The organism is Aliiroseovarius sp. (assembly GCF_030148435.1).
Taxonomy (GTDB): domain Bacteria; phylum Pseudomonadota; class Alphaproteobacteria; order Rhodobacterales; family Rhodobacteraceae; genus JASBTN01.
Window position 1 is genome coordinate 1 of the sequence record NZ_JASBTN010000043.1, and the last position, 26,287, is coordinate 26,287.

Sequence of the window (26,287 nt, forward strand, 5' to 3'; positions counted from 1 at the left end):
GGTTCCGTCAGTGGGGCTATGACCTGCCCCACTCGATCTTCGAACCGGTCGCAGCGGAGTAGATACCATGGTCATTTCCGCAGAACCGCTTATCTACGGCCTGATCTTCGTGGCCGTGCTGGTGCTGGTGAACGCCGTCTACCTGATGGTATTCGGCAAGTCGATCAGCCTGAACAACCGCGTGAACCGCCGGATCGACATGCTGGAAAAGGGCGCGGGCCGCGAACAGGTGCTCGAACAGCTGCGCAAGGAAATGCACCAGCACATGAACGCGAAAGGCATCCCGCTCTATTCGCTGCTGGCCCTGAAGGCGCAGAAAGCCAATATCGCCTTTTCCCCCAACCAGCTGATCATGGTCATGGTCGGGCTGATGGGAGTTGCCTATGTCGGTCTGACCGTCGGCACCGAGGCAGGTCTGCCCGTGCGCATTGCCGTGTCGGTCGCCATGGGCGCGGGCGCGGTCTATGTCTGGATCAACAACACCGCAAAGAAACGCCTCTCGATGATCGAGGAACAGCTTCCCGACGCGGTGGAACTGATGGTGCGCAGCTTGCGCGTCGGCCACCCGTTCAGCTCGGCGATCCAGATCGTCGCGAAGGAAGTGCCCGATCCGCTGGGTTCGGAAATGGGTGTGATCGCGGACGAAAGCGCCTATGGGCGCGACGTGGGCGAGGCGCTGAAGTCCCTGGCCGAACGCATGGACATGCAGGATCTGCGCTTCCTCGCGGTGGCGGTGACGATCCAGCAGACTTCGGGCGGCAACCTGGCCGAGATCCTGGACGGTCTGGCCAAGGTGATCCGGGCGCGGTTCAAACTGTTCCGTCGCGTGAAGGCCATCACCGCCGAGGCCAAGTGGTCCGGCACCTTCCTGTCGGGGTTCCCGCTGGTTGCGCTCGTGATGATCAACGTGATCCAGCCGAACTACTATGACGACGTCAAGGAAACCGCGGTTTTCATCCCCGCCAGCCTGGTCGTGGCTGCCTTCCTGGTGGCGAACGTCTTCGTGATGCGCGCGCTGGTGAACATCAAGGTCTGAGGAGGCTTACCCATGCTTGAACAGATCAACACCATGCTCGTCGATGCGATGGGCCCGCTGGGCCCGGTGGTTGCCTTGGGCATCCTGGGCCTCTTTCTGGTGCTGGGCACCCTGCCGATCCTGATGAACAGGAAGGAAGACCCGCTCGACAAGCTCAAGAAGTCGAACCTGCAACAGATATCGGACCCGAAGATGGCCCTGCGCGCGGCGCAAGGGAATGACAAGCTCGAAAAGTTTTCCGGCTTCCTGGAACCCCAGGACGAGGAAGAATATTCAGCGATGCGCCTGAAGCTCCTGCAGGCGGGCTACCCCGGCAAGGAAGCCGTGCGTACGTTCCACTTCGCACAGTTTGCGCTGGGGCTCGGCTTCCTCGTTCTGGGCGTCGGCTATGTCTTTCTGCAAAAAACCACCGGCGCCGAGGTCACGACCCAGAAAATGATGCTGTCGGTGCTGATCCCCGGCGGCGCGGGCTATTACCTGCCGAAATACTGGGTCACGCGCCGGGTCGAGGAACGCAAGGAACAGATCACCAACGGCTTCCCCGACGCGCTGGACATGATGCTGGTCTGTGTCGAGGCCGGTCAGTCCCTTGACCAGTCGATCATCCGCGTCGCCCGCGAGATCCGCGCGGGCTATCCGGCGCTGGCCGACGAGTTCGAGATCGTCGCGCATGAGATGAAGGCGGGCAAGGACCGCATCCAGGTGCTGCGCGACATGGCCGAACGCGCCGGGGTGCCGGACGTGGCCAGTTTCGTGACCGTGCTGATCCAGTCGACCAGCTTCGGCACGTCCATCGCCGAGGCCCTGCGCGTCTACGCCGGTGAAATGCGCGACAAACGCGTCATGCGCGCGGAAGAAAAGGCAAATACCTTGCCCACCAAGATGACTCTTGCCACTATGATGCTGACCGTGCCGCCGCTGTTGATCATCCTGATCGGCCCGTCGGTATATGAGATTTACGTGACGTTGCAAAACGCCAATTTCTAATGAGGTAACAGCATCATACGGGTGGGATTGACTTGTGCGCTGGCGCTGCTGGCGGGTTGTGCGAACACGGGGCTGCCGGAGAACGACAGCCCCTTTGCCCCATCCGGCGTACCGCGCGGCGAGGAAAGCGTGGACGGGCTGGTCGTCGGCCATCGCCTGATGGCGGCAGGGGAATACGAGCTGGCGCTGAAAAGCTACCTGCGTTCGGCCGCCGAACATGGCACGACGGTCGATGTGCTTTCCGCGATCGGATCGGCGAACCTGATGCTGGGCCGCCTGGGCCAGGCCGAAACGATGCTGCGCCGGGCGGTCGAGAAGGATGACAGTTTCGCGCCGGCATGGAACAACCTTGGTGTCGTCCTGATGGAACAGCGCGAAGTGGCCGAGGCCGCCCGTGTTTTCCGCATCGCTTTCGGGCTTGATAGTGGCCAATCTGCCGAAATTCGCGAGAATTTGCGCCTCGCGCTCGCCAAGGTGGAAAATCCGGTCTATGCTCCGGACATAAACGAAAATTTCGCATTGGTGCGCCGGGGGGCCGGGGACTACCTCCTTCTGTCGACGCCGTAAGCGGGTTCGAGCAGTAAGAGGACGCAGCATGCGCCATCCCATCCTTGTTACAGTCTGCCTTGGCGGGTTGGTGGCCCTGTCGGGCTGCCAGAAACCCGGCGCCGACGCCGACGTCACCCGTGCGATCGCCGATGTAAACGTGATCGACGACGCCAATCTCAACGACATCATGCTCACCGTGAGCGACGCGGACGAAGCCGTGGCCTATTTCCGCCGCGCCTCCGGTTCCCAGCCCGACCGGATCGACTTGAAACGCGGACTGGGCAAGGCGCTGGTGCGCGCCCGCAAGGCGCCGGAAGCCGCCCGGGTCTTTGCCGAGGTCCTCGAAAGTGACGAGGCCACCAACGACGACCGCGTCGATCTGGCCGACGCCCATATCCGCGCCGGGGACTGGGCCAAGGCGGAACAGGTGCTGGACGCGATCCCGCCCACGTTCGAAACCTACAAACGCTATCGCCTTGAGGCGATGGTCGCCGACAGCAACGAAGATTGGGAGCGGGCCGACAGTTTCTATGAGACCGCCGTCGGCCTGACCACAAGACCTTCGGGCGTGTTGAACAATTGGGGTTACTCAAAGTTGACCCGCGGTGATTTCGCTGGCGCCGAGGCGCTGTTCGCGGAATCGCTGACCTATGACAACAAGGTGTTCACCGCCAAGAACAACCTGACCCTGGCCCGCGGCGCCCAGCGCAAATACGACCTTCCGATCATCGAGATGACCCAGACGGAACGCGCACAGCTTCTGCATACGCTGGCCCTGTCGGCGATCAAACAGGGCGACGTCCAGACCGGAAGGGCCCTGCTGAAGGAAGCCATCGACACCCATCCGCAGCATTTCGAGTCCGCCGTGCGGGCCCTGCGTGCGCTGGAAGGCGGCGTGAGCGCGGGCTGAAGCGATGATCTCCACACAATTCGCCGCCGCGGGCTGGTGGTTCCTGCCCGTTGTCACTCCGATCGCGATCTGGGTCGCCTGGAGCGACCTGGCCCGTATGAAAATCCCGAACCTGGCAGTGCTGGCCCTGCTCGTGGTGACGATTCCCGTGGGGTTTCTGGCAATGCCCGCGACGGACTGGCTCTTTCGCCTGATCAACGCACCGGTGATCCTGGCCTTCTGCTTCGTGCTCTTTGCTGCGGGCGCCATGGGCGCCGGGGACGCCAAATACGCTGCCGCCGCCGCGCCGCTGTTCGACAGACAGGACGCACCGTTGATCATCATCCTGACCTCGGCCACCCTGCTGGCAGGCTTTACCCTGCACCGGGTGGTGCTTCACACCCCGGCCCTGCGCGCGCGCATGCCCGATTGGCACAGCTGGGAGCGCAAGGATTTCCCGATGGGCCTGGTGATCTCGGGGATCATCCTGTTCTATCTTCTGATTGTCGCCTTCTACGGCCGGTAATTCCGGCCGCTTTTTTACTTTCGATAGAGAATATACAGGTCGGTCCGGTCAATCTCGGTCAACTGTGCACCGTCCGCCTCGATCTCGGTCAGCATCAGCTTGCGCAAGGGCGCGGAAATCGGGCAAAGCGGCACCAGGACCAGGTCGGCATTGGCAAACCCGCTGAGCCCACCGTAATACCACGGCGCGCCCCCTTGCAGCGGCTCTCCGGCACCGTACAGCCAGGTCACGTTCAGGACATCCGTCACGAAAACCTGCTGATCCCGTGCCAGCCCGCTCTCGTTCAACCGGGTCGCGATCGTTGCCATCCAATGGCTCATGCCAAGCCCCAGGTTGCACTGCGGCAGGGCCTCGCCATTGACCCTGGCGACCTCTTCCTGCCCCGACGCATCGCGGTCTCCCGTGGGCAGGCCCAACGGCACCGCGCCGCCCACGTCCAGGTTACGTATCCGGGCGACCTGCAGATCCTCGTGAATCCCCTGCCCCGGCAGCAACGGCATATAGGCCGCGCGGTCGGTGTTGAGGTGGCGAAACGGGCTCCAGGCCATATTGATGAAACTGGGCACCGACAGCGTGATCGCCGCGATGCCCAGATAGCCGATCCCGGCGGAAACATTCCACCCCAGCACATTGTGCAGCTCACGCGTGGGCACCAGCGCGAACAGCATCACCCCCAGCAGCATCAGCCATTGCGGGTCGTTTTCCGCATTCTGCCAGGTGACATAGATGAAGCCCGGCGCCAACAGCAGAAGGATCAGCCCCTCGGCAGGACGGTCTGCCTGACGCAGCAGCACGACCGCGAAGATCAGCACCAAAGTGCCCGCCATGTGCGAGGGCGCACCGATCACCTGGCCCAGGTTCAGGGTGGGTTGAGGGCGCACAAGGCTGGAGGAGACGGTCCGCAGATCCCCCAGCCAGGCCATCCAGAACTCGACACTCATCACCCCGGTGACAACGGCAACCACGGCCAGGCCCGCCAGGACGGACACTGCAAGGCTGCGCCAGGCGCCCCGCGCGACCAGGGCGACCACCACCGGAAGCGCGAATGCCACGAAGAAAGTCACCTTGGTCAAGGCCATCAGCGACAGGCCCAGTCCGATCACCAGCCCATCCGCCAGCGGACGGTCCGCGCCACGCCCCGGCAGCACCGCCGCGGCCAGGACCAGGAAAGTGGCTGCCCAGGCCCAGCGATTGTAATGCATCGACATGCTGAGACTGGGTTCGGTCGTGCCATGCACCAACCCCAGCAGAAGCACCAGAACCGCTGCTCCGAACCCCACGGCCCAGCCGGTGGAAAACCGGCTGTGCGCCACCCACCAGAGCGCCGGAAAGACCAGGGCGGCAATCAGCACCTGGCCCATGATCATGGCCATGCCAACACCGAAACCCGCCTTCAAAAACAGAACGATAGGGGCAAAGGCAAGCACTCCGATCGGGGTCGCGAAATCCAGGTGCGGAACCTCGCCACGCGCCATGCGCATCAACACGTCGACAATATGAAACGTATCGCCCTCATGCTTGCCCACGAGCAGCGCACCGGGTGCAAGCGACGTCCCCGCCAGAAGGATGAACAGGGCCGCCAGCCCCCCCGCCAGCATCACCGCATTTGGACGTTCCATCATGTGCCCCTCACAACCTGTCCCGTTAATCGTTCGGCAACACTATCTGCGCAGACGGTGCCATACAAAAGCCCTACTGGTGGTTTTTGTTGTTCCAATGACCCATGAGGGGTAGAATCACGGGAAAAATCAGACAGCAAACGAGCAGATCAGATGAACATGCAGACGGCAATCGTGCCCGCGCCGCCCCCCGCACGCAACCTGTCCGACACCGGGCTGAGCATCGTGATGATGCGCGACATCCTGCTGAAGACGATGTTCCGCATGAACCTGGATCTGGTGTCCGACCTGGAGAAGGTGCTCTGCCTGCCCGGCCGCGTGGTGCAGGAGCTGATCGACATGAGCCGCGATCAGGGGCTGATCGAAGCCATGGGCACGCTGCACGCCGGCGCCACCACCAACGAGATGGGCTATCAACTGACCGACACCGGCAAGGCCCGCGCGCTGGACGCACTGTCCCAATCGGAATACTACGGCGCCATGCCCGTCCCGATGGAGGAATACGGCAAACAGGTCAAACGCCAGTCGATCCGCAACATCACCATGACACGCGGCCAGCTGACCGGCGCGATGGGGCATCTGGTCCTGCCCGACGACCTTCTGGATCACCTCGGCCCCGCGGTGGGGTCGGGCCGTTCGATCCTGATGTATGGCCCCCCGGGCAACGGCAAGTCCTCAATCTCGAACGGTATTCGCGACGCGCTTGGCGACAAGATTTACGTTCCCCGTGCGATCGAATATTCCGGCCAGGTCATTACGGTCTATGACCCGATCGTGCACACTTCGGCCGAGGAGGCCGTGGACAACGGCAATTCCCTGCGCCGCAGCTCGATGAAATACGACCGGCGCTATGTGCTGTGCGAACGGCCCACGGTGATCACCGGGGGGGAGCTGTCGCTGGACATGCTCGACCTGGTCTACAACGCCACCTCGCGCACCTATCAGGCCCCCCTGCAACTGAAATCCACCGGCGGCGTCTTCATCGTCGACGACCTTGGCCGCCAGGCCGAACCGCCCCAGGCGCTGATCAACCGCTGGATCGTCCCGCTGGAGGAATCCAAGGACATCCTGGCGTTGCAATCGGGCGAGAAATTCGAGGTCCCCTTCGACACTCTGGTCATCTTCTCGACCAACTTCCACCCGAACGAGATCTTCGACAAGGCGGCGCTGCGCCGGATCTTCTTCAAGATCAAGATCGACGGGCCGAGCCAGGAAGATTACCTGAAGATCTTCGCCATGGTCGCGCGCAAGAAGAAGATGCCGCTGGACGAGGCCGCGCTCGTGCACCTGCTCAAGAAGAAATACCCGACCATCGATAATATCTATGCGAACTACCAGCCGATTTTCCTGATCGACCAGATGATTGCGATCTGCGAATTCGAGGGCATTCCGCACCAGATGAGCCCGGAGCTGATCGACCGCGCCTGGGCCAACATGTTCGTACGCGAAGAGCATATCGAACACTGAGGTAAAGGGGCGGCAAAAAAAGGCGCGGCGCCAACACGCACGGAAACGCCGCCCCCAAGGCTCACCCGGGAGGCCTTAGGGGGTGAACAGGACGTTGATCACCTCGAACTGCGTGCCGCGATGACCGCCGGTCAGGGCCTGCATCGGCTGATCGCCCGTGGCCGCGAAACCGGCCTCATTCAGCGCGGCCAACCCGGCATCCAGTTCCTGGCCCGACAGGGCGATGACGGTCCGCACGTCGGCCTGTTCGACCGCCTGCAGGACCGCGATCATCGGATTGCCACCACCCGGTCCGATCGGCAGGAAGGTCAGCGCCAGCAGAGCCGCGCCCACCCCCATGATCCCCGCCGCCATGGGGCGTTTCAGGTAGGTGGTGAACGGGCGCCAGTTCAGTACCAGATGCGCCCCGACCCCGATCAGCATGACCCAGCCGGCCCATTCGTGGACAACCTTGCCCAGCGTGGTTTCCAGGCGGAAGAACATCAGCGTGCCGGTCACTCCCATGATCAGGAAACTGGCGACGGTCAGGGGCGTGGCCCATTTGCGCAGGGTTTTCATTGTCATCTCCATCACTCTTTCCTGATGAACGGGATTGCAGGCAGGTTCCGTCGTCTGCCCGTGCGTTTTTTTGCACCCCGCGCTACAGTCGGCGCATGAGCCCCCTGCCCGCCCGATTTTCCGACTGGTTTACTGCCCGCGGCTGGCAGCCCCACCCGCATCAGATCACGATGCTCGAACGCGCCGCCGACCCCGCTCTGATGCTGATCGCCCCCACGGGCGGCGGCAAGACGCTTGCAGGTTTCCTGCCTTCGCTGGTCGAACTGGGGGAAAATCCACCGGCGGGATTGCACAGTTTATACATTTCACCGCTGAAAGCCCTGGCCGCCGACATGCGCCGCAACCTGCTGCGGCCGATCGAGGACATGGGCCTGCACATCCGGGTCGAGGATCGCTCCGGCGACACTTCGCAGACCCGCAAGAAAGCACAGCGCGCCGATCCGCCGCATATCCTTCTGACCACACCTGAAAGCCTGGCTCTGCTGCTCTCCTACGAGGATGCGCCACGCATCTTCGCGGGTTTGAAACGCGTGGTCGTGGACGAACTGCACGCGCTGGCCGAAAGCAAGCGCGGCGACCAGCTGATGCTCTGCCTGACCCGCCTCGCCGCGCTCTGCCCCGGGCTGCGCCGCGTGGGGCTGTCGGCCACGGTGGGGGATCCGCCGGCTCTTGCCAGCTACTTCGCCCCTCACCCCGCCCCCTGCCGCACCCTCACCGCCGATCCCGGCCCCGATCCCGATATCGCCATGCTGCGCACCGAAGCAACGCCGCCCTGGTCCGGGGGCGGCGGCAAATACGCGATGCAAGAGGTTCTGGAACAGGTGCGCGCCCACAAGACCACGCTGATCTTTCACAACACCCGTGCCCAGGCCGAGATCTTCTTTCACCACCTCTGGCTTGCCAATCGCGACAACCTGCCCATCGGCATTCACCACGGATCCCTGTCCCGTGAGGCCCGCGAGAAGGTCGAGGCAGCGATGGTCGCAGGCCAGCTGCGCGCCATCGTCTGCACCGGCTCGCTGGACCTGGGGCTGGATTGGGGCGACGTGGACCTTGTCATCCAGGTCGGCGCGCCAAAGAACGTGAAACGGCTGGTGCAGCGCATCGGCCGGGCCAACCACCGCTACAACGCCCCCTCCAAGGCGCTGTTGCTGCCGGCGAACCGCTGGGAGGTGATCGAATGCCAGGCCGCGATCGAGGCCGCCCTGGCCCATGATCTGGACGGCGAGCCGCGCGGGTCCGGCCCGCGCGACGTGCTGTGCCAGCACATCATGGTCACGGCCTGCTCCGGCCCCTTCGACGCGGACCAGCTGTTTGACGAGGTGCGCAGCGCCGGCGCCTATGCCACGCTGACCCGGGCCGAGTTCGAGGATTGCCTCGACTTCGTGGCCACCGGTGGCTATGCGCTCAACGCCTATGACCAGTGGAAACGGCTCAAGCAGCGCCCCGACGGGCTGTGGCAACTGCGTGACCCGCGCCATGCCCAGCAGGTGCGCATGAATATCGGAACGATTCAGGATGCGGACACGCTGAAGGTGCGCATGAGGGGGCGCGGAAGAATGGGGGGGGGCAAGCCGCTGGGCGAGGTCGAGGAAGGTTTCGCGGCCTCCCTCGTGCCCGGTGACACGTTCCTGATCGGCGGGCAGATCGTGCGGTTTGAAACCCTGCGCGAGATGGAAGTCCAGGTCAGCCGTGATCGCGGCCGCAAGCCGAAGGTCGCGGTGTTCATGGGCACGAAATTCGCGACCTCCACCCAGCTTTCGGCCCGCATCCTGGGCCTGCTGCACGGCGACATTTCCGCCCTGCCCGAGCACACGAAGGACTGGATTTCCTTGCAGAAATCCAGCTCGCAACTGCCCCGCCCCGGCCGCATCCTGGTCGAAAGCTTCGACTACGAAGGCCGCGCGCACAGCTGTGTCTATGGCTTTGCCGGCAAGAACGCGATGCAGACCCTCGGGCTGCTGCTGACCCGGCGGATGGAGGAGGCAGGGCTGGGTCCGCTGGGCTTCGTCGCCACCGACTATGCCACGCTGATCTGGTCGCTGGAACCGATGCACGACCCTGCCGCGCTGCTGGACCCGGACGGGTTGCGTGAGGGACTGGACGGTTGGCTCGCCGAAAACGCCCTGATGAAACGTAGTTTCCGCGCCACCGCCACCATCGCCGGTCTGATCACCCGCAATCTGCCCGGGCGACAGAAAACCGGGCGCCAGGCGACCTTCAGCTCGGACATCCTCTATGACACGCTGCGCAAATACGATCCCGACCACCTGATGCTGCGCATCACCCGCGACGAGGCGATGGCCGGGCTGATCGGTTTCGCCCGGATCGAAGAGATGCTGGCGCGCACCCGCGCCCGGGTCGATCATGTGGTTCTGGACAGGGTACCACCCTTCGCCGCGCCTCTGTTCCTTGAGGTCGGCAAGGTTCCCGTGGAGGGCGCCGGTGCCGAGGCGCAGCTGGCCGCCGAGGCCGAAAGCCTGATGCAGGCGGCGGGTCTGGTTTGATTTTTCGGCGCGGTCACGGCAGGCAAATATCATGAACGGATGCGCTTTCACCTTTGCCGGATGTGAACTTACCCTGCTGGGTACGGGGGCGCTGTGGTGGGGCGAGGCCGGTCTCCTGTGTGTCTCGGACCTGCATCTGGGCAAGTCCGAACGCATGGCGCGGCGCGGCGGTGACATGCTGCCGCCCTATGAAACCCGCGATACGCTGACCAGGCTCGAAGCGGATATCGAGGCGACCGGCGCGCGCAGCGTGGTCTGTCTGGGCGACAGTTTCGACGATCTGGACGCCGCACGAGGATTGGCCGAGGACGAGACCCTGTGGCTGGCGCGGCTCATGGCCGGGCGGCGCTGGGTCTGGATCGAGGGCAATCATGACCCCGGCCCGGTCGAATTCGGCGGCACCCACCTGGCCGAGCTGCACCGCCCGCCGCTGTCCTTTCGCCACATCGCGCGCCCGGGCACGGCCGGCGAAATCTCGGGGCATTATCACCCCAAGGCGCGTATCCGCCTGCGTGGCCGATCCGTGACCCGGGCCTGCGCTCTGGTCGACAGCGACCGGGTGATCCTGCCCGCCTATGGCACCTATACCGGCGGGCTGCGGTCGGATGACGGGGCGCTGACCCGGCTGATGCGCCCGGACGCGCGGGCGGTCCTGACCGGGTCGACGCCCTGCATGATCCCGATGCCGCGCTAGGACGGGACGTCACGCTTTGCCCCGTCCCCGCCCCCTGTTACCGCTGGAGGGGAGGAGGCACATATGACATCGGACACCCAGCTGGACCCCACTATCGAATCCCGTGTGCGGGCGAGTTTCGCCAAACAGAGCATGATGCGCACGCTTGGCGCGGAGATCATGACGCTTGGCGAGGGACGCTGCAGCATACGCTCCTCGATCCCGCCGGGCGCACGCCAGCAGCAGGGGTTCGGCCATGCCGGGCTGACCTTCTCGATCGGAGACAGCGCGGCGGGCTATGCCGCCCTGACCTGCATGGGGCTGGACAGCGAGGTCGTGACCTCCGAGATCAAGATCAACCTGCTGGCCCCCGCGACGGGCGACTACCTTCTGGCCGAAGGGCGCGTGATCCGACCGGGACGCCGCCTCATCACGGTCCAGTCCGAGGTTTGGGCCGTGACCGGCGACACCCGCAGGCAGGTCGCGGTCCTGCTGGGCACCATGGTACCGGTCCCCCTGACGCCACCGGAGTGACTGCCGCAACGTGAGGCTTGGGTTTTCCTGCCCAGACGGATTAACTCGGCCCAAACAAGGAGAGCCCGATGAGCGACCGTGTGATCATTACAGAAAACGGCCCGGTGGCCACCGTGACCCTGTCGCGGCCGGAAAAGCGCAATGCGCTGGATCTGCCGATGATCGAGGGCATCGTTGAGGCAGCCGCCAGCCTGAAGGTGCGGCGTGACATCCGCGCGGTGGTTCTGACCGGGGCGGGCGAGGCCTTCTGCGCGGGTCTGGACGTCAGCGCCATGCCGATGCTGGCCAAGGTGGCCGGCGAGGCGGGGTTCCAGACGCGGACCCATGGGGCCTCAAACCTGTTTCAGGCCACCGCCATGGCCTGGGCAGAGCTTCCGCAGCCGGTCATCGCCGCCATTCACGGCTATGCTTTCGGCGGCGGGTTCCAGATCATGCTGGGGGCCGACATGCGCGTGGCCGCACCGGATACGCGGTTTTCGATCATGGAGGGGCGCTGGGGTCTGGTGCCGGATATGGGGGGCATGGTGCTGATGCGCCGTCTGGCGCGGGGCGACATCATTCGCCGCCTGACCTATACCGCCGAACAGTTTTCCGCCACGCAGGCCCGGGACTGGGGCTTCGTGACCGAGCTGGACACCGATCCGCTGGCACGCGCCCAGACGCTGGCCGCCGAGATCGCCGCGAAATCCCCCGACGCGGTGCGGGCCGCCAAGGCCTTGATCACGGAAACCGAATTGCTCGGGGTTGGAGAAACCCTGATCGCCGAAAGCGCGGCGCAGGAGAAGCTGGTGGGCACGCCCAACCAGATGGAGGCGGTCATGGCCGGGATGCAGAAACGCGACCCGGTGTTCAGGAATTGAACCAAAAGGATTGGTAACAGTAGATCAGCATTGAAATTGGAAGAGCAATGCGGAAAAACATTTACGAAACAAAGCCTGGAAACCCCAAGCCTGTCGGTTGGCTCGTACGAATTTTATGGCATTGCTATCAACCAGTTACCGCATTCAAAGTGAACTCTAAGCTAAAGGTATACCGATGCCGGAGCAGTGACACCCCAATTCTTCTTGCAATAAGCGGTGGGGAATTTCATGTCGTTGGAATTCAGTTGGAAACCGCGAAACAGATTGCCGACTATTTTCACTCGCAGAACTCTGATGACGAATTGCTACCGGGCGACTGTATTAAAATTTGGAAAAAGAGGGGACAGTATAGGATGATCCGGAGAGGTAGTGGTATGCCGCACTTGGTAATGGACGACGGGGATTGGGGGATTTTGGCAGATATCTTTTCGGATATTTTGCTGAGGGATTCAAACCGCATCCGCTAACCGAACAAAAAACGGCGCCGGGTTTCCCCAGCGCCGCCTGAAAATCATGGTCCCGCGTGTATCAGGCGGTCAGGCCTTCCGGCTCGGTCAGACCATTGGCGCGGCAGCAGGCGGTCAGCGTGTTGGCCAGCAGGCAGGCGATGGTCATCGGGCCCACTCCGCCCGGCACGGGGGTGATGGCGCCGGCCACCTCGGCACAGCTGTCGAAATGGCAATCGCCGACCAGACGGGTCTTGCCCTCACCCTTTTCGGGGGCGTCGATGCGGTTGATGCCCACGTCGATCACAGTGGCGCCGGGCTTGACCCAGTCGCCGGTGATCATCTCGGCGCGGCCCACGGCGGCAACCAGGATGTCGGCCTGTTTGCAGACCTCTTCGATGTCCTTGGTGCGCGAATGCGCGATGGTCACGGTGCAGCTGTCGCGCAGCAGCAGGTTGGCCATCGGCTTGCCGACGATGTTCGAGCGGCCCACGACCACGGCGTTCAGACCGGACAGTGACCCATGATGGTCGCGCAGCATCATCAGGCAGCCCAGCGGCGTACAGGGCACCATGGATTTCTGACCGGTGCCCAGCAGGCCCACGTTCGAGATGTGAAACCCGTCCACGTCCTTGGCCGGATCGATCGAGTTGATCACCAGGTCTTCGTTCAGGTGGCCGGGCAGCGGCAGCTGGACCAGGATGCCATGCACCGCCGGGTCGTTGTTCAACTGGTCGATCAGCGCCAGCAGGTCCTCTTCCGCCGTGTCGGCGTCGAGCTTGTGCTCGAACGAATTCATGCCGACCTCGACGGTCTGCTTGCCCTTCGAACGGACATAGACCTGGCTGGCCGGGTCTTCGCCCACCAGCACCACGGCCAGGCCGGGGGTGATGTCGTTCTCTTCCTTCAGCCGGGCCACGTGGCCCGCGACTTTCTCACGGACATTGGCCGCGAAGGCCTTGCCGTCGATGATGGTGGCAGTCATGGGGGGTCTCCTCACATATCGACCCGGGCAAAGCTGTCCCGGTAGTGGTTCATTTGCATTTCCGTGGCCAGCACGGCGTTCTTCATCAGGATGGCGACAGTCACCGGGCCGACGCCGCCGGGTACCGGGGTGATCCAGCCGGCAACTTGCGAGCAGCTGTCGAAATCGGCGTCGCCGACGGTCCTGGGGCCTTCGGGGGTGTCAATCCGGTTGATGCCGATGTCGATCACCACGCCGCCGGGTTTCAGCATTTCGCCGGTCACGAGGCCGGGTTTGCCCACCGCGACGAAGACGGCATCCGCAGCGCGCGAATGCATCGCGACCGAGCGGGTCATGTGGTGGCAGACGGTCACGGTGGCGCCCAGCCCCATCAACAGAAACGCGATGGGTTTGCCGACGATTTCCGAGTGGCCGATGACGGTGACGTTCAGGCCCTCGATGTCCAGGGGCAGCGTCTTCAGGATTTCCACGGCGGCCACGGCGGTACAGGGGCCCAGCGCCAGATCGTTATAGACGATATTGCCGATCGACGCCGGGTGCATGCCTTCGACATCCTTAAGCGGATGCACGGCCTTCTGCAGGGTCTTGACCGGGATGTGGTCGGGCAGCGGGCGCTGGATGATGATGCCGTTCACGCGCGGGTCGGCATTCAGGCCCTGGATGATGCCGGTGAGCTGCTCCAGCGAGGTGTCAAAGGGGTAATTGCGGGCCTCGAACTCGACCCCGGCGCTTTCGGCGCTGCGCTGCTGGTTGCGCACATAGAGCTCCGCCGCGGCGGTGTCCCCGACGCTGACCGAGACCAGCTTGGGCTGCCAGCCCTTTTCGGCGAGGGCAGCCGCGTCTGCCGCGACCTCCTCTTTCATCCGGGCCCCAATGGCCTTGCCGTCGATGATGGTCGCGCTCATCTGCATTTTTTCTTGTCTTCCCTCACGCGGGCTTCTTGCCCGGTACATCAGCAATGCCTGTGCCGATCACGCGGGCTTCGCGGTCGATCGACCAGTCGATCAGCTGGCGCCAGAGGTCTTCCGTCAGGTTCGGGTCCAGACCACAGGCCGCACTTTCGGCGCGCACCTTGGAGACCACCTCCTCGACCCGGGTCGGGATGCGGGCCGGCCAGCCATTGGCCCGCTTCAATTCGATTGCCCGGTCGATATGGGCTGCCCGCAGACGCAACAGGCGGACCAGATCGCGGTCCAGAGCGTCGATATTGGCGCGCAGCGCCGTCATGTCGGAACAGGTTGCGGGGTCGAGCATGTCAGCCTCCTTACGGGTGCCTTGCCCTACCCCGCATCCGGTCCATGTGCAATGCCCCGGGGGGTCGCAGCCCCCGGGATCACCAGACCTTAGAACAGGCCTTCGACGTCGCCTTCCGCGTTCAGACCGATCGACAGGGCGGCGGGGTTCCGGGGCAGGCCCGGCATGGTCATGATGTCGCCGCAGACGACAACGATGAAGCCGGCGCCGGCCGACAGGCGGACCTCACGCACCGGGACCGAATGGCCGGTGGGCGCGCCGCGCAGGCTGGGGTCGGTCGAGAACGAGTACTGGGTCTTCGCCATGCAGACCGGCAGGTCGCCGTAACCGGCTTCTTCCCAGTCGCGCAGCTGGTTGCGCACCTTGGCATCGGCCAGAACCTCGTCAGCACGGTAGATGCGCTTGGCGACGGTCTCGATCTTTTCGAACAGCGGCATTTCGTCCGGGTAGATCGGCGCGAAGGAAGCCACGTCGGCATCGGCGATCTCGGCCACGCGGGTGGCCAGGTCGGCGGAGCCTTCCGAGCCCAGTTCCCAGTGACGCGAGAGGATCGCCTCGGCACCGTGACCTTCCACGTAGTCCCTGACCGCGTCGACCTCGGCATCGGTGTCGGTGACGAAGTGGTTGATGGCGACCACCACCGGCACACCGAAGCCCTTCAGGTTCTCGATGTGACGGCCCAGGTTGTCACAGCCCGCCTGCACGGCCTCGACATTCTCGGCGCCCAGGTCGGCCTTGGCGACACCGCCGTTCATCTTCATCGCGCGCACGGTGGCGACCAGCACCACGACCGACGGGGCCAGGCCCGCCTTGCGGCACTTGATGTTCATGAATTTCTCGGCGCCCAGGTCGGCACCGAAACCGGCTTCGGTCACGACGTAATCGGCCAGTTTCAGCGCGGTCTTGGTGGCGATGACCGAGTTGCAGCCATGCGCAATGTTGGCGAAGGGACCACCGTGCACGAAGGCCGGGTTGTTTTCCAGCGTCTGCACCAGGTTCGGCTGCATCGCGTCCTTCAGCAGAACGGTCATGGCGCCGTCGGCCCCGATGTCGCGGCAGTAGATCGGCTTGCGGGCACGGGTGTAGGCCACGATGATGTCGCCCAGGCGCTTCTGCAGGTCTTCAAGGTCGTTGGCCAGGCACAGGATCGCCATGACTTCGGACGCCACGGTGATGTCAAAGCCGGTCTGACGCGGGAAGCCGTTCGACACGCCACCCAGCGACACCACGATGTCACGCAGGGCGCGGTCATTCATGTCCACGACGCGGCGCCAGGCCACGCGGCGCTCGTCGATCTCCAGCTCATTGCCCCAGTAGATGTGGTTGTCGATCATCGCCGACAGCAGCGAGTGGGCCGAGGTGATGGCGTGGAAGTCGCCGGTGAAGTGGAGGTTCATCTCCTCCATCGGCACGACCTGGGCGTAACCGCCACCGGCGGCGCCACCCTTCATGCCGAAGTTCGGACCCAGCGAGGCTTCGCGGATACAGATCATCGCGTTCTTGCCGATGCGGTTCAGCCCGTCACCCAGACCCACGGTGGTGGTGGTCTTGCCTTCACCGGCCGGGGTCGGGTTGATCGCGGTCACGAGGATCAGCTTGCCGTCTTCCCGATCGCCAAGGCTCTCGATGAAGTCCTGACCAACCTTGGCCTTGTCATGGCCATAGGGCAGCAGGTGCTCGGCGGGGATGCCCAGCTTGTTGCCGATCTCCTGGATCGGGCGCTTCTTTGCCTCGCGGGCGATTTCGATGTCGGATTTATAGCTCATCTCGGGATCCTGTCTGGAAGGGTGGGAGCAAAACTCTGACCTCGCGTATACCGGTCATGCGCTGAAAGCATAGGCGGGAATCCGACATATCCAGCCCTGAATTCGTCGCCTTCGCGTCCCGGGAGTCGCGGATGGGAAACCTCAGTCGCCGTTCAGCACCAGAGTGAACCGATCGGCCCCCATGCCCTGTCCGTTGACCTGAATCACCACCTCATGCGCCCCGGGGTAGTGCTTGCGGGTCGTGACTTCACGCAATTTGTGGGTTTTCGACAGGGTCAGTTCCTTGCCGGGGGGCAGGTCCACACGGGTCCATTTGAACACTTTCGGCGCGGGCTTTCCGTTTGCCCGCATGAAATACAGCGCATAGTCCACGACCAGTTTCTGTGCCCTTTCCGACCGGCTTTTCAGACGCGCCGTCAGGGTCAGGTCATCGCCCATCCGCGCCAGCTGCGGGGTGACGGAAAACGACAGCTCCAGTTCGGGCGGCGCATAGCAGAATGCGGCCAAAGCCCCGGGGTGTCCCGCTTTGATCAACGTGCGGCAGGCGTGGCGCACCAGCCGGGTGCGGTCCTTCGAAGCGCGATCGAGCCAGTCCGCGGCGATTTCCCCCACCAGGTCCGGGTGGTCCTTGGCTATGTCATTGAGGTTGTTGGCAACCGAGCGGCGCACGTATTCCGACGGATCATCGCGCAGCCGGGCCAGCAGCGGCAGGATCGGCGTGGGATCGGCAATCAGCCCCTTCAGGCGCGTGCCCCAGGGCAGGCGCGGACGGCAGCCTTCGCTGGCCAGGCGGCGCAGATGCGGGTTCGGGTCATCGGCCCAGCGATGCAGGAAGGTCAGTCCGCGCGTCAGATCCGCGTCCAGAAAGGGGCGCACATCGAATTCGGACGAGAAGCGGCTGGTAAAGGTCGCGAGCGTTTCCATCGCCAGGTCATACGCCCCTGCCCCGCGCCGCTGCACCACTTCGCCCATGGGCAGCATGGCCCAGCCGCGAATACCTTCGCCGGTGCCCGATTGTTCCCAGCCCTCGGTCTTGGCCTCCGGGCCCAGGGCGGCCACCATCTGCGCGCAGGCCGCGGCGAAATCGGCGGGCAGGCAGGTGTCCAGCGCCTGGGCGATATGGCGCGCGCGCGCCTTCAGCTCCAGCGCCTCCAGCCCGTCACAGGCGCGCCGCGTGAACCGCTCCGCGTCGAAAGGCCCCGCAGCGGACAGGTGCCGCGCCATGTCGGCCACCATGGCCGGGTTGTAGGCGTTCTTGAACGGCTCCATCAGAGGGAAAACGCCCGCGCTCCGGTGCGCCGCCCAAGGTGATCCGTTTTTGTTGATGTCGGCATGAAACCCTCCCGTGCGCTGCATGCAGCCTGCCCGGCTGCAAGCCTGCCCGCAACCCGGACCCTGTCAGAACCTGTCAGGAAGCTGCGCCCCCCCCCGAGGGAACGCCGCAAGGGCGCGTCAATGCTGAAGCGCTTCGGCCTTCATCTCGGCGATCCGTTCCAACGCCTCGGCGCGGGTGTTGCGGATATTGGGGCGGAAGTCCTGGCTTTCAGCGCGCAGGCGGATGTCGGCCTCGGTCTCGGACCCCGGCGCATAGCGCACCGAGCCCAGCGACCAATTGATGTTCAGCCGCTTGCCCCGCGCCGCGTAGCGGACCCAGGCGGGGGAATGAATGCGCGTGCGCTCGTAGTTGATCAGGAAATACCACTTGCGCCGGGTCTGACCGATCTTTTCCTCGATCACGTCATAAAGCAGGTCAACATCGCCCGAATGCCGCAATGCAAGATCGGTGAAGTCGACTTCCATCACCTGTTCCTCGTGCAGGAAGGACAGGCGCGCGGCCACGTCCCCGACTGTCAAGGTGGGTGTATGCACGACTTTCGCCTGCCGCTTCGAGGGCAGCGAGCGCAACCGCGCCACGGCACTGTCGCGGTCATAAAACAGGTTCGGGTCGAAATTTTCGGTCCCGGCGTTCTGTTCGATCTGCTTTCGGGTGATTTCGGAGGCATCGAACCGCACCGACCCCATCGAATGGGCCATGTTCAGCTCCTTGCCGCGGCGCGAAAAGGCGAACCAGGCGGTGCTGTCAATCCGGGTTTCGCGGTAATCTACCAGAAAAAACCAGAGCTTTTCGCCACTGGCGGCGATGCGTTCCTCGATCCGGTCGTAGAAAAGGTTCACCTGGGTGGAACTGTCCAGTTCCATACCGGCGAAACTGACCTCCATGATCTGGTCGTCGTCGTGAAAGGTAATGCGTTCGTCAATTTCAGTTGTGGAAATGTCCTTCTGCGCCATCGCTCCCCCCTTGTCTGCACAGCGTCTCGCGCCCGAAGCCGGGGGGCACGCGATACAGTCATTCCAAGCGAAACCCACACATCCGGAGGCGTTCTGCTGACCTTACGTCAGCCTTGAAAACAAAACCACCCCGGCGCGGGGCCGGGGTGGTCTTCTGCACATTCATGCGCGACTTTACGCCATGCGTCAGGCGGTGGGCTCGGGCTCCATGCCCGCCTCGCCGGTCGGCTTGGCACGTGGCTTGGTTTTCGGCACCGCCAGGACCGAGGCATTGCCGCCCTCGTCCGGCTTGTCCTCGTCCTCGCCCTTGTGCGGCGGCTCGCCACGCATGACACGCTGGATTTCTTCGCCGGTCAGGGTCTCGTATTCCAACAGACCCTGGGCCAGGTTTTCCCATTCGTCCGCCCGTTCGGACAAGATCTTGAAGGCGGTGTCATAGGCTTCCTGGACGAAACCCTTGACCTCTTCCTCGATCAGTTCCTTCGTATGTGCCGAGACCGAGAAACCGCCGGTGTTGCCCTGGTAGCCCTCATGCGCCTCGGCATAGTCGATGTTGCCGACCTTGTCGGACATGCCCCAGCGCATCACCATGGCGCGCGCCAGCCCGGAGGCCTGCTGGATGTCGCCGGCCGGACCGTTCGAGACATTCTCCTCGCCGTATTTGATGATCTCGGCCGCCTTGCCGGCCATGGTCATGGCAAGCTTTTCCTCGCATTCCGACTTGTGCCAGTTCAGACGGTCAATCTCCGGCAGGGACACGACCATGCCCAGCGCACCACCGCGCGGGATGATCGTCGCCTTGTAGACCGGGTCGCATTGCGGCAGGGCCAGACCCACCACGGCGTGACCGGCCTCGTGATAGGCGGTCTTTTCCTTCTGCTCGTCGGTCAGGACCATCGAGCGCCGCTCGGCCCCCATCATGACCTTGTCCTTGGCGTTTTCGAAATCCTCCATGGTGACAAAGCGGCGGCCCACACGGGCGGCCATCAGCGCGGCCTCGTTTACCAGGTTGGCCAGGTCCGCGCCGGAGAAACCGGGCGTGCCGCGCGCAATCACGCGCATGTCGGCATCCGGGCCCAGCGGCACCTTGCGCGCATGTACGCCCAGGATCTTCTCGCGGCCCTTGATATCCGGGTTCGGCACTGTGACCTCGCGGTCGAAACGGCCCGGGCGCAGCAGCGCGGGGTCCAGAACGTCCTTGCGGTTGGTCGCGGCCAGGATGATGACACCCTCGTTGGTCTCGAACCCGTCCATCTCGACCAGCAACTGGTTCAGCGTCTGTTCGCGTTCGTCATTGCCGCCGCCGTAACCGGCGCCACGGTGACGACCCACGGCATCAATCTCGTCGATGAAGACGATGCAGGGCGCGTTCTTCTTGGCCTGTTCGAACATATCACGCACACGGCTTGCGCCGACGCCCACGAACATTTCCACGAAGTCCGAGCCCGAGATGGTGAAGAAGGGCACGCCCGCCTCACCGGCGATGGCGCGGGCCAGCAGGGTCTTACCGGTGCCCGGCGGGCCGACCAGCAGCGCGCCTTTCGGGATGGTGCCGCCCAGACGCGAGAATTTCTGCGGGTTGCGCAGGAACTCGACGATCTCTTCCAGCTCTTCCTTGGCCTCGTCGATGCCGGCGACATCGTCGAAGGTCACGCGGCCCTCGCGTTCGGTCAGCATCTTGGCCTTGGACTTGCCAAAGCCCATCGCGCCGCCTTTGCCGCCGCCCTGCATGCGGTTCATCATGAAGAACCAGAAACCGATCAGGATCAGCACCGGCAGAAGCAGCGACAGGAGCGAGAAGAAGCCCGACTGCGCCTGCGGTTCGGCTGCCACCTCGACGCCCTTTTCCAGCATGCGGTCCAGAACGTTGGCGACGACTTCCTCGTTGCCCGGCACGATAGTGAAATAATCCCTACCGTCAGATCCGCGGTAGCGCACCGTTTCCCCATCCACGTCGGCCATGGCGACATTGCCGCTGTCGACCTGCTGGATGAATTGCGAATAGGGGACCTCGTTTGTCGAGGCCATGGTCTGGCCGTCCGAAAACAGTCGGAACAGGCCAAGGATCAGCAGAAACAGCACGATCCAAAAGGCGAAATTTCTCGCGTTGCCCAAAGGGGATCTCCTTTAAACTTGCCCAGCCGACGGCGGGCACAACTTGCCAGGCCCGGGGCCGGGCGTGGGAGGCTTACCCTTAAAATAGGGATCACACCAGCATGTTCAATGCGATAAAACACTTGTGAAAAAGTGATTGTCCGGCCGGACCGGTGTCAGGGTCCAGCCATTTCCCAACCCGGCGAGCGGCGCGGACAGCAATTCATCCCCCCGAAACGCGGCTGGGGTGGCCATCAGCGCGCGGCGTGACAGCCCCGTTTCCCGCCAGTCGGGGCAGAGTTTCACCGCCTCCCCCAGCGCACGGATCTGCGCATCGGGATCGGGGCCGTCCAGCAGCCAGCGCCCGTCCCAAGCTTCCCCGGGCAAGGCACGCTTGCGCCGTACCGCGTTGTATTCGCGGTGAATTTCCAGATGCTCCAGATCGCCTTCGATCACGCAGCCATGCAAAGTACGCCGATCCCCGAAGGCGGCGAGCGTCAGGGCTTCCTGAAGGGCCTCCAGCCGCGGGCGATAATCCGCCCCCGACACCCAGACCAGCGCATGGGCAACAAGGCGCAGCTGCGTTTCCATCGGCTCGTCGGTCAGCCCGGCCAGATCGAAGGCCACGCCCCCGCCTTTTACCTCACATAGGCGACGCGCCGCCTGATGGGCGTGCGCTTCCATCACCGCGCGGGCGTTCGTCATATGCGCAGATGTCTCTGCCAAGCGCCGGGCGTCCAGCCCCAGCTCGGCCAGGACACCCATCGCACGGCGGGCCTTGACCCGGTCGAAACGCGCGTCCTCATTTGACGGATCCTCAGCCCAGGTCACGCCCCGAGCGGTCAGGTAATCGCGCAGATCAGCCCGGGGCACCTGCAACAACGGTCGCAGCCAGCGGGTGCCACCGGCCTGCCAGTCCCCGCGCATTGCCGCGAGCCCGTCCACGCCGGAGCCCCTGGCAAGGCGCATGAGAAAGGTTTCGGCCTGGTCGTCCCGGGTATGACCCAGGGCGATGGCGTCAATCCCGCGCGCCTGCGCCCAGTCCGCCATAAGCGCATAGCGGGCCCGGCGCGCGGCATCCTGCAGGTTGCCCTGCCCGTCCCATTTCCAGAGCAAAACCTCATGCGAGATCCCCAGCCCGGCACAGGCTCGGGCAACCATCGCCGCCTCGTCCTTCGCCTCGTCGCGCAGCCCGTGATCCACGGTCACGGCATGCAGCGACACCTCCAGCGCAGCCCCCTGGGAATGCCGCGAGGCCAGCCAGCCATGCGCCAGGTGCAGAAGCGCCATGGAATCTCCGCCGCCCGACACCGCCAGCCCCAGAGACGCGAAAGGGGAGCGGCCTTGCGCTCCCCCAATGAATTGCTCGAAGTCCTGCGTGGTCACGGGCAGGCCAGCTCCTGGCGCGCCACCTCCGCATCCGCCTCGGCCGTGCTGCCGGGGAAACGTACGCCAACCTCGGCCAGCGTCACGCAGGCCTCCTGCACCTGACCCAGAGCGCCCAGGCTGGTGCCCAGCTTGAACAGGGCGTCTGGCGCCCGCACCCCGTCCGGCGCGCCGGAGAACGAGGTCAGATAGGCGCGCGCGGCATCGGACACCTGGCCCAGCGCCTCCAGCGCCTCGCCGCGATGGTAATGGGCCTGACCGGTCAGTGGCCCGCCCGGGTAGGTTTCGGCAAAGCGGGCGAACATGGCGGCTGCATCCTCGAACCCGCCTTCCGCCAGGGTCGCCATGGCGGCGTCGAAATCGGCCTGTTCCCCCACGGCCATCTGGCCGCCTTCGGGCTCTGTTGGCTGCACGGTCACAGGCCCGGCGGGCAGATCGCCCCCGCCCAGTGTCCCTCCCTGCCCGGCCTGGGACAGGTCGCAGCCTTCTTCCAGCTCGCAGAGGCGGAATTCAAGGTCGCCGACACGGTTGGTGCCGTCGGTCACGACCTGGGTGATGCGAAACTCCAGCTCTTCGGTCTTACCGATGAGCCGGGCAAGCTCACCCTCGATCGCATTCAGCCGGTCGGTCGCATTGCCGCCCGCCGCCAGGCCGCTGGCGGCGCCGGTGGTGGACAGCTCGCGTTTCAGCATCTGGATCTCGACATAAAGCACCGAGAGCTCCTGGCGAATGTCCGCCAGGGTCTCGCTGCGGTCCTGCGCCAGCAGAGGCGTGGCGGCAATGATCCCGGCCGTCAGCACGGCCCCCAGAAGCGCTTTCATGGCGTGTCCTTTCTGTACACCCTGTGACCGGTCATCCGGCTCAGCTGGTCGGCATGCCCGCCGACAGCACCGTGACCGCGCGGCGGTTCTGGGCATAGCAGGATTCGGCCGAACAGATCTCCAGCGGCCGTTCCTTGCCATAGCTGACCGTCTTAAGGCGGTTCGGCGCCACACCACGCTCGATCAGGAAGTTCTGCACGGAGCTGGCGCGGCGCGCTCCCAGCGCTAGGTTGTATTCCCGTGTGCCCTGTTCGTCGGCGTGACCTTCGATCACGGCGGTAAAGGCGGGATTGTCCATCAGCCAGGTCGCCTGCATTTCCAGCAGTGCCACGGCCTCGGCCGACAGGGTCGACTGGTCCACGGCAAAGAGCACGCGATCACCGACGGTCTGCTCGAAATAGGCGGGGCTGGTCGGGTCCGAGGCCGATCCGGGCACCATGCCCGCGCCACCGGCGCCAGAGGTGTCGAACCGGCCCGGGTTGGTACAGGCTGAAGCGGTGCCAAGCACGCCAACCAACAGCAACGCTTTCATCAGATATCTCATGGGGTTGTCCTGTCTGTGTGTTTCTGCTCTTGGGCGCCAGTCTATCACTCGGGACGCCCATTGGGAATCTAGTTCTGCAGCGGCCCCCAGGCTGGGTCGGATCCCGCCTGCGGCGTCGCCACCCGGCGCAGGTTGCGCCCGGATATGTCGATCGAATAAAGCGCCGGCTGCCCCTCTGCGCCCTGGCTTTCGCGAGTGAACATGATCACCCGCCCATTGGGCGACCAGCTGGGCCCCTCGTCAAGAAACGACGCCGTGAGCAGCCGTTCTTCGCTGCCATCCGTGCGCATCACGCCGATGTGGAAACGCCCCCGGTTCTGCTTGGTAAAGGCCACCATGTCACCGCGCGGCGACCAGACCGGCGTGCCGTAGCGGCCAGGGCCGAAGCTGATCCGGCGGGCCTCGCCCCCCGTTGCGGGCATGATATAGAGCTGCGGTGAACCCGAGCGGTCGCTTTCAAAAACGATATACTGCCCGTCCGGCGAAAAACTGGGCGCGGTCTCGATCGACGGCGCCGAGGTCAGCCGTTGCTGGCCAGACCCGTCCGCATTCATCCGATAGAGATCCGTATTGCCGCCCCTGGACAACGAGAACACCACCGTGCGCCCATCGGGAGAGAAGCGCGGCGCGAAGGTCATCGTGCCGTCCTGGTCATCCAGAACCCGGCGCCCCACACTTGCCACGTCCAGCAGGTAGATGCGCGGAAAGCCGGTCTCGTAACTCGTATAGAGCACCCGGTCGCCCGTGGGCGAAAACCGCGGGGCCAGCACGATGGCGTTGCTTTCGGTCAGGTATTGCACGTTCGCACCGTCGTAATCCATGATCGCCAGGCGCTTGCGGCGCGCGTTCTTGGGACCGGTTTCGGACACGAAGGCCACGCGGCTGTCGAAATAGCCGCTCTCGCCGGTAATCCGGCTGTAAACCACGTCCGACACCTTGTGGGCGATGCGCCGCCAGCTGGCAACCGAGCCGCCGAATTGCAGCCCTTCCCCAAGGGGCGCGCCCGAGACCACGTCGAAGACGCGGAACTTCACCGTGATCCTGCCCCCGGCCCCGGTCGAAACCGCCCCTGTGATCAGCGCCTGGGCGTTGATCGCGCGCCAGTCGGCATATTGGAGCGGGCTGTCGAAATTCGTGACGTTGGAGATGAAGGCCGAGGCCGGGATCTCGCGAAACAGGCCGGTGCCGGCAAGATCCGAGGCCACCACCCGCGCGATATTCTGCGCCAGCTCCGCCGCGCCGGAGTTTTCCGCCTGGAAGGCGGGCACCGCGAAGGGCAAGGGTTCGATGATCCCGTCGGTCAGTTCCAGCCGCAGGGGCTCGGCCCGGGCGGCAACGGGAAGGCTCAGGGTCAGGCCGGACAGGGCCAGAGCGAGGGTCAGGAGTTTGAGAAGCTTCATGCGAACCTCTTATCCGCGGGGGGGGGAATTGCAAAATCCGTGCCGGGGCATCGGCAGAATTCGGCTTGTGGGACGGGCAGATGGACCATGTCAGCGCAGCCTCATCTGTTCGGGATTGAAGGTGATCTCGATCCGGCGCCAGTGGTCGTATTTCTCTTCCGGCAGGTCATAGCCGTTCACCCCGCAGCGGATGACGGCCCGGCGGGCGGCCTGGAAGGCCTGGCTGGCGCCGGCTTCCGATGCGCCACGATAGGAGAGCATCTCGATCGACCCCGCGTCAGGCTTGCCGTCACGCGCCATGTCGAAGCCGACGACGACCACGGTGGCCATGGCATCCGTGGACAGCGCGCCGAGGTTCCAGCAGGCAGAAACCGCCAGGCGCATCGCCTCGCGTTCGCCACCGGTCAGCGGCGGGCCCTGCGGCGCGTCGGGCGTGGCATCGGCCAGCGCGCCGGTGATTGCGTCTTCCACGGCATCGTCGATCGCATCCGCCACGCTGGGCGCTTCCGGTTCGGGGGTCGGCTCCGGTTCGGGCTCAGGCCGGCGCGGCGGGTTCGGGCGACGCTGCGGGCGCGGGCTGGTGACAGGCGCGGCCGAGGGCGGCTCGGGCCGGATCGCGGTGGTGGTTTCCTCCGGCGCGGTCGGGGTGACGGGCTCGGGCGGCGGGGCGGCCACGTCCTCGGCAGGCGCGGGCTCCGGCGCTTCGATCCGTTCGGGGGCGGGTTCGGCGACCGGGTCGGGTTGCGGCGTGGGCACCGGGGCGATGCGTTCGGCGGGTGCGGGCACGCTTTCCGACGCGGGGGGGGCCTCGGGCACGGGTTCCGGGAGCGGTTCGGGCGCCGGGGGCTCGGGGTCAGGCTCGGGCGTCGGCTCGGGGTCGGGACGGCGGCGCGGCGGGGGCGACACCACGGGCGCGGGCGGCTCGGGCGCGGCCTCGGGAACCGACAGGGCGGCGAACTGTTCCTCGGTCAGGATCGACACTTCCGTCACCCGGATCGAAGGCTCTTCGTCCTCCCAGGAAAACACGCCACCGAACAGCATGGCCAGCAGAAGCAGCCCGTGCCCCGCCCCAGAGATATAGAACCCCGTGCGCATGG

Annotated in this window: 24 protein-coding genes; 10 read left to right on the top strand and 14 right to left on the bottom strand. The window is 64.7% G+C overall.

Translation table 11 applies throughout. From position 1 onward, the window contains the following. Positions 1-67 precede the first annotated feature (67 nt). Genes Q1V43_RS07795 through Q1V43_RS07815 form a run of 5 tightly spaced genes read left to right on the top strand, consistent with a single transcriptional unit; the run spans position 68 to position 3,987 of the window. Positions 68-1,036 carry a type II secretion system F family protein gene (locus Q1V43_RS07795; RefSeq protein WP_300516156.1) on the top strand — a complete coding sequence of 323 codons (969 nt, stop codon included), beginning with the start codon at positions 68-70 and terminating at the stop codon, positions 1,034-1,036. 12 nt (positions 1,037-1,048) lie between these two features. Further along, a complete protein-coding gene (locus Q1V43_RS07800) occupies positions 1,049-2,023 on the top strand; it encodes a type II secretion system F family protein (RefSeq protein WP_300516159.1) in 975 nt (324 codons plus the stop codon). Positions 2,024-2,050: 27 nt separating this feature from the next. Next, positions 2,051-2,590, top strand: coding sequence for a tetratricopeptide repeat protein (locus tag Q1V43_RS07805; RefSeq protein WP_300516338.1), 540 nt, complete (start codon positions 2,051-2,053; stop codon positions 2,588-2,590). A 28-nt stretch (positions 2,591-2,618) separates the two neighbouring features. Further along, the gene (locus Q1V43_RS07810; protein WP_300516162.1) at positions 2,619-3,482 is read left to right on the top strand and encodes a tetratricopeptide repeat protein; all 864 of its coding nucleotides are present in this window, start codon (positions 2,619-2,621) and stop codon (positions 3,480-3,482) included. A gap of 4 nt (positions 3,483-3,486) precedes the next feature. Further along, positions 3,487-3,987: a prepilin peptidase gene (locus Q1V43_RS07815; RefSeq protein WP_300516165.1), complete on the top strand. Its 501-nt coding sequence runs from the start codon at positions 3,487-3,489 to the stop codon at positions 3,985-3,987. A 14-nt stretch (positions 3,988-4,001) separates the two neighbouring features. Here Q1V43_RS07815 and Q1V43_RS07820 read toward each other — a convergent pair whose 3' ends face one another. Next, positions 4,002-5,609, bottom strand: coding sequence for a hypothetical protein (locus Q1V43_RS07820; protein WP_300516167.1), 1,608 nt, complete (start codon positions 5,607-5,609; stop codon positions 4,002-4,004). A 150-nt stretch (positions 5,610-5,759) separates the two neighbouring features. Here Q1V43_RS07820 and Q1V43_RS07825 point away from each other — a divergent pair, with 150 nt between their 5' ends. Further along, positions 5,760-7,073, top strand: a complete 1,314-nt coding sequence (locus tag Q1V43_RS07825; RefSeq protein WP_300516171.1) for an ATPase — start codon at positions 5,760-5,762, stop codon at positions 7,071-7,073. Positions 7,074-7,148: 75 nt separating this feature from the next. Here Q1V43_RS07825 and Q1V43_RS07830 read toward each other — a convergent pair whose 3' ends face one another. Further along, a complete protein-coding gene (locus Q1V43_RS07830) occupies positions 7,149-7,643 on the bottom strand; it encodes a DUF4405 domain-containing protein (RefSeq protein WP_300516173.1) in 495 nt (164 codons plus the stop codon). An 83-nt stretch (positions 7,644-7,726) separates the two neighbouring features. Here Q1V43_RS07830 and Q1V43_RS07835 point away from each other — a divergent pair, with 83 nt between their 5' ends. From Q1V43_RS07835 to Q1V43_RS07850, 4 genes are all read left to right on the top strand, one after another. Continuing rightward, complete coding sequence (locus Q1V43_RS07835; RefSeq protein WP_300516175.1) at positions 7,727-10,138, top strand: ligase-associated DNA damage response DEXH box helicase; 2,412 nt, start codon at positions 7,727-7,729, stop codon at positions 10,136-10,138. 31 nt (positions 10,139-10,169) lie between these two features. Then, positions 10,170-10,832 (top strand): ligase-associated DNA damage response endonuclease PdeM, encoded by a 663-nt coding sequence (gene pdeM, locus Q1V43_RS07840; RefSeq protein WP_300516178.1) that lies wholly within the window; start codon positions 10,170-10,172, stop codon positions 10,830-10,832. 63 nt (positions 10,833-10,895) lie between these two features. Further along, on the top strand, positions 10,896-11,345 hold the full coding sequence (locus tag Q1V43_RS07845) for a PaaI family thioesterase (protein ID WP_300516181.1): 450 nt from the start codon (positions 10,896-10,898) through the stop codon (positions 11,343-11,345). Between the two features lie 68 nt (positions 11,346-11,413). Next, positions 11,414-12,205, top strand: a complete 792-nt coding sequence (locus Q1V43_RS07850) for a crotonase/enoyl-CoA hydratase family protein (RefSeq protein ID WP_300516183.1) — start codon at positions 11,414-11,416, stop codon at positions 12,203-12,205. 528 nt (positions 12,206-12,733) lie between these two features. Here Q1V43_RS07850 and folD read toward each other — a convergent pair. The 12 genes from folD to Q1V43_RS07910 form a co-directional block, all read right to left on the bottom strand. After that, positions 12,734-13,636, bottom strand: coding sequence for a bifunctional methylenetetrahydrofolate dehydrogenase/methenyltetrahydrofolate cyclohydrolase FolD (folD, locus tag Q1V43_RS07855; RefSeq protein ID WP_300516185.1), 903 nt, complete (start codon positions 13,634-13,636; stop codon positions 12,734-12,736). An 11-nt stretch (positions 13,637-13,647) separates the two neighbouring features. Continuing rightward, positions 13,648-14,541: a bifunctional 5,10-methylenetetrahydrofolate dehydrogenase/5,10-methenyltetrahydrofolate cyclohydrolase gene (locus tag Q1V43_RS07860; RefSeq protein ID WP_366146212.1), complete on the bottom strand. Its 894-nt coding sequence runs from the start codon at positions 14,539-14,541 to the stop codon at positions 13,648-13,650. Positions 14,542-14,563: 22 nt separating this feature from the next. Further along, positions 14,564-14,890: a chorismate mutase gene (locus Q1V43_RS07865; protein ID WP_300516190.1), complete on the bottom strand. Its 327-nt coding sequence runs from the start codon at positions 14,888-14,890 to the stop codon at positions 14,564-14,566. Positions 14,891-14,979: 89 nt separating this feature from the next. Next, positions 14,980-16,656, bottom strand: coding sequence for a formate--tetrahydrofolate ligase (locus Q1V43_RS07870; protein ID WP_300516192.1), 1,677 nt, complete (start codon positions 16,654-16,656; stop codon positions 14,980-14,982). 141 nt (positions 16,657-16,797) lie between these two features. Next, the gene (locus Q1V43_RS07875) at positions 16,798-17,925 is read right to left on the bottom strand and encodes a DNA alkylation repair protein (RefSeq protein WP_300516194.1); all 1,128 of its coding nucleotides are present in this window, start codon (positions 17,923-17,925) and stop codon (positions 16,798-16,800) included. A gap of 183 nt (positions 17,926-18,108) precedes the next feature. Next, the gene (locus tag Q1V43_RS07880; RefSeq protein WP_300516196.1) at positions 18,109-18,945 is read right to left on the bottom strand and encodes a hypothetical protein; all 837 of its coding nucleotides are present in this window, start codon (positions 18,943-18,945) and stop codon (positions 18,109-18,111) included. Positions 18,946-19,131: 186 nt separating this feature from the next. Further along, a complete protein-coding gene (gene ftsH / locus Q1V43_RS07885) occupies positions 19,132-21,060 on the bottom strand; it encodes an ATP-dependent zinc metalloprotease FtsH (protein ID WP_300516198.1) in 1,929 nt (642 codons plus the stop codon). Positions 21,061-21,165: 105 nt separating this feature from the next. After that, positions 21,166-22,425 carry a tRNA lysidine(34) synthetase TilS gene (gene tilS / locus Q1V43_RS07890; protein WP_300516200.1) on the bottom strand — a complete coding sequence of 420 codons (1,260 nt, stop codon included), beginning with the start codon at positions 22,423-22,425 and terminating at the stop codon, positions 21,166-21,168. Further along, complete coding sequence (gene ybgF / locus Q1V43_RS07895; RefSeq protein ID WP_300516202.1) at positions 22,422-23,246, bottom strand: tol-pal system protein YbgF; 825 nt, start codon at positions 23,244-23,246, stop codon at positions 22,422-22,424. Before ybgF ends, tilS begins: the two co-directional genes overlap by 4 nt. Before the next feature lie 40 nt (positions 23,247-23,286). Continuing rightward, positions 23,287-23,790 (bottom strand): peptidoglycan-associated lipoprotein Pal, encoded by a 504-nt coding sequence (pal, locus tag Q1V43_RS07900; RefSeq protein ID WP_300516204.1) that lies wholly within the window; start codon positions 23,788-23,790, stop codon positions 23,287-23,289. Between the two features lie 68 nt (positions 23,791-23,858). Next, positions 23,859-25,190, bottom strand: a complete 1,332-nt coding sequence (gene tolB / locus Q1V43_RS07905; RefSeq protein ID WP_300516206.1) for a Tol-Pal system beta propeller repeat protein TolB — start codon at positions 25,188-25,190, stop codon at positions 23,859-23,861. Between the two features lie 90 nt (positions 25,191-25,280). Beyond that, positions 25,281-26,285 carry an energy transducer TonB gene (locus Q1V43_RS07910; RefSeq protein ID WP_300516208.1) on the bottom strand — a complete coding sequence of 335 codons (1,005 nt, stop codon included), beginning with the start codon at positions 26,283-26,285 and terminating at the stop codon, positions 25,281-25,283. Positions 26,286-26,287 lie beyond the last annotated feature (2 nt).

Coding starts and splice junctions, on each gene's coding strand:
- Q1V43_RS07795 (WP_300516156.1), top strand. CDS start 68: ATGGTCATTTCCGCAGAACCGCTTATCTACGGCCTGATCTTCGTGGCC.
- Q1V43_RS07800 (WP_300516159.1), top strand. CDS start 1,049: ATGCTTGAACAGATCAACACCATGCTCGTCGATGCGATGGGCCCGCTG.
- Q1V43_RS07810 (WP_300516162.1), top strand. CDS start 2,619: ATGCGCCATCCCATCCTTGTTACAGTCTGCCTTGGCGGGTTGGTGGCC.
- Q1V43_RS07815 (WP_300516165.1), top strand. CDS start 3,487: ATGATCTCCACACAATTCGCCGCCGCGGGCTGGTGGTTCCTGCCCGTT.
- Q1V43_RS07820 (WP_300516167.1), bottom strand. CDS start 5,609: ATGATGGAACGTCCAAATGCGGTGATGCTGGCGGGGGGGCTGGCGGCC.
- Q1V43_RS07825 (WP_300516171.1), top strand. CDS start 5,760: ATGAACATGCAGACGGCAATCGTGCCCGCGCCGCCCCCCGCACGCAAC.
- Q1V43_RS07830 (WP_300516173.1), bottom strand. CDS start 7,643: ATGGAGATGACAATGAAAACCCTGCGCAAATGGGCCACGCCCCTGACC.
- Q1V43_RS07835 (WP_300516175.1), top strand. CDS start 7,727: ATGAGCCCCCTGCCCGCCCGATTTTCCGACTGGTTTACTGCCCGCGGC.
- pdeM (WP_300516178.1), top strand. CDS start 10,170: ATGAACGGATGCGCTTTCACCTTTGCCGGATGTGAACTTACCCTGCTG.
- Q1V43_RS07845 (WP_300516181.1), top strand. CDS start 10,896: ATGACATCGGACACCCAGCTGGACCCCACTATCGAATCCCGTGTGCGG.
- Q1V43_RS07850 (WP_300516183.1), top strand. CDS start 11,414: ATGAGCGACCGTGTGATCATTACAGAAAACGGCCCGGTGGCCACCGTG.
- folD (WP_300516185.1), bottom strand. CDS start 13,636: ATGACTGCCACCATCATCGACGGCAAGGCCTTCGCGGCCAATGTCCGT.
- Q1V43_RS07860 (WP_366146212.1), bottom strand. CDS start 14,541: ATGAGCGCGACCATCATCGACGGCAAGGCCATTGGGGCCCGGATGAAA.
- Q1V43_RS07865 (WP_300516190.1), bottom strand. CDS start 14,890: ATGCTCGACCCCGCAACCTGTTCCGACATGACGGCGCTGCGCGCCAAT.
- Q1V43_RS07870 (WP_300516192.1), bottom strand. CDS start 16,656: ATGAGCTATAAATCCGACATCGAAATCGCCCGCGAGGCAAAGAAGCGC.
- Q1V43_RS07875 (WP_300516194.1), bottom strand. CDS start 17,925: ATGGAGCCGTTCAAGAACGCCTACAACCCGGCCATGGTGGCCGACATG.
- Q1V43_RS07880 (WP_300516196.1), bottom strand. CDS start 18,945: ATGGCGCAGAAGGACATTTCCACAACTGAAATTGACGAACGCATTACC.
- ybgF (WP_300516202.1), bottom strand. CDS start 23,246: ATGAAAGCGCTTCTGGGGGCCGTGCTGACGGCCGGGATCATTGCCGCC.
- pal (WP_300516204.1), bottom strand. CDS start 23,790: ATGAGATATCTGATGAAAGCGTTGCTGTTGGTTGGCGTGCTTGGCACC.
- tolB (WP_300516206.1), bottom strand. CDS start 25,190: ATGAAGCTTCTCAAACTCCTGACCCTCGCTCTGGCCCTGTCCGGCCTG.
- Q1V43_RS07910 (WP_300516208.1), bottom strand. CDS start 26,285: ATGCGCACGGGGTTCTATATCTCTGGGGCGGGGCACGGGCTGCTTCTG.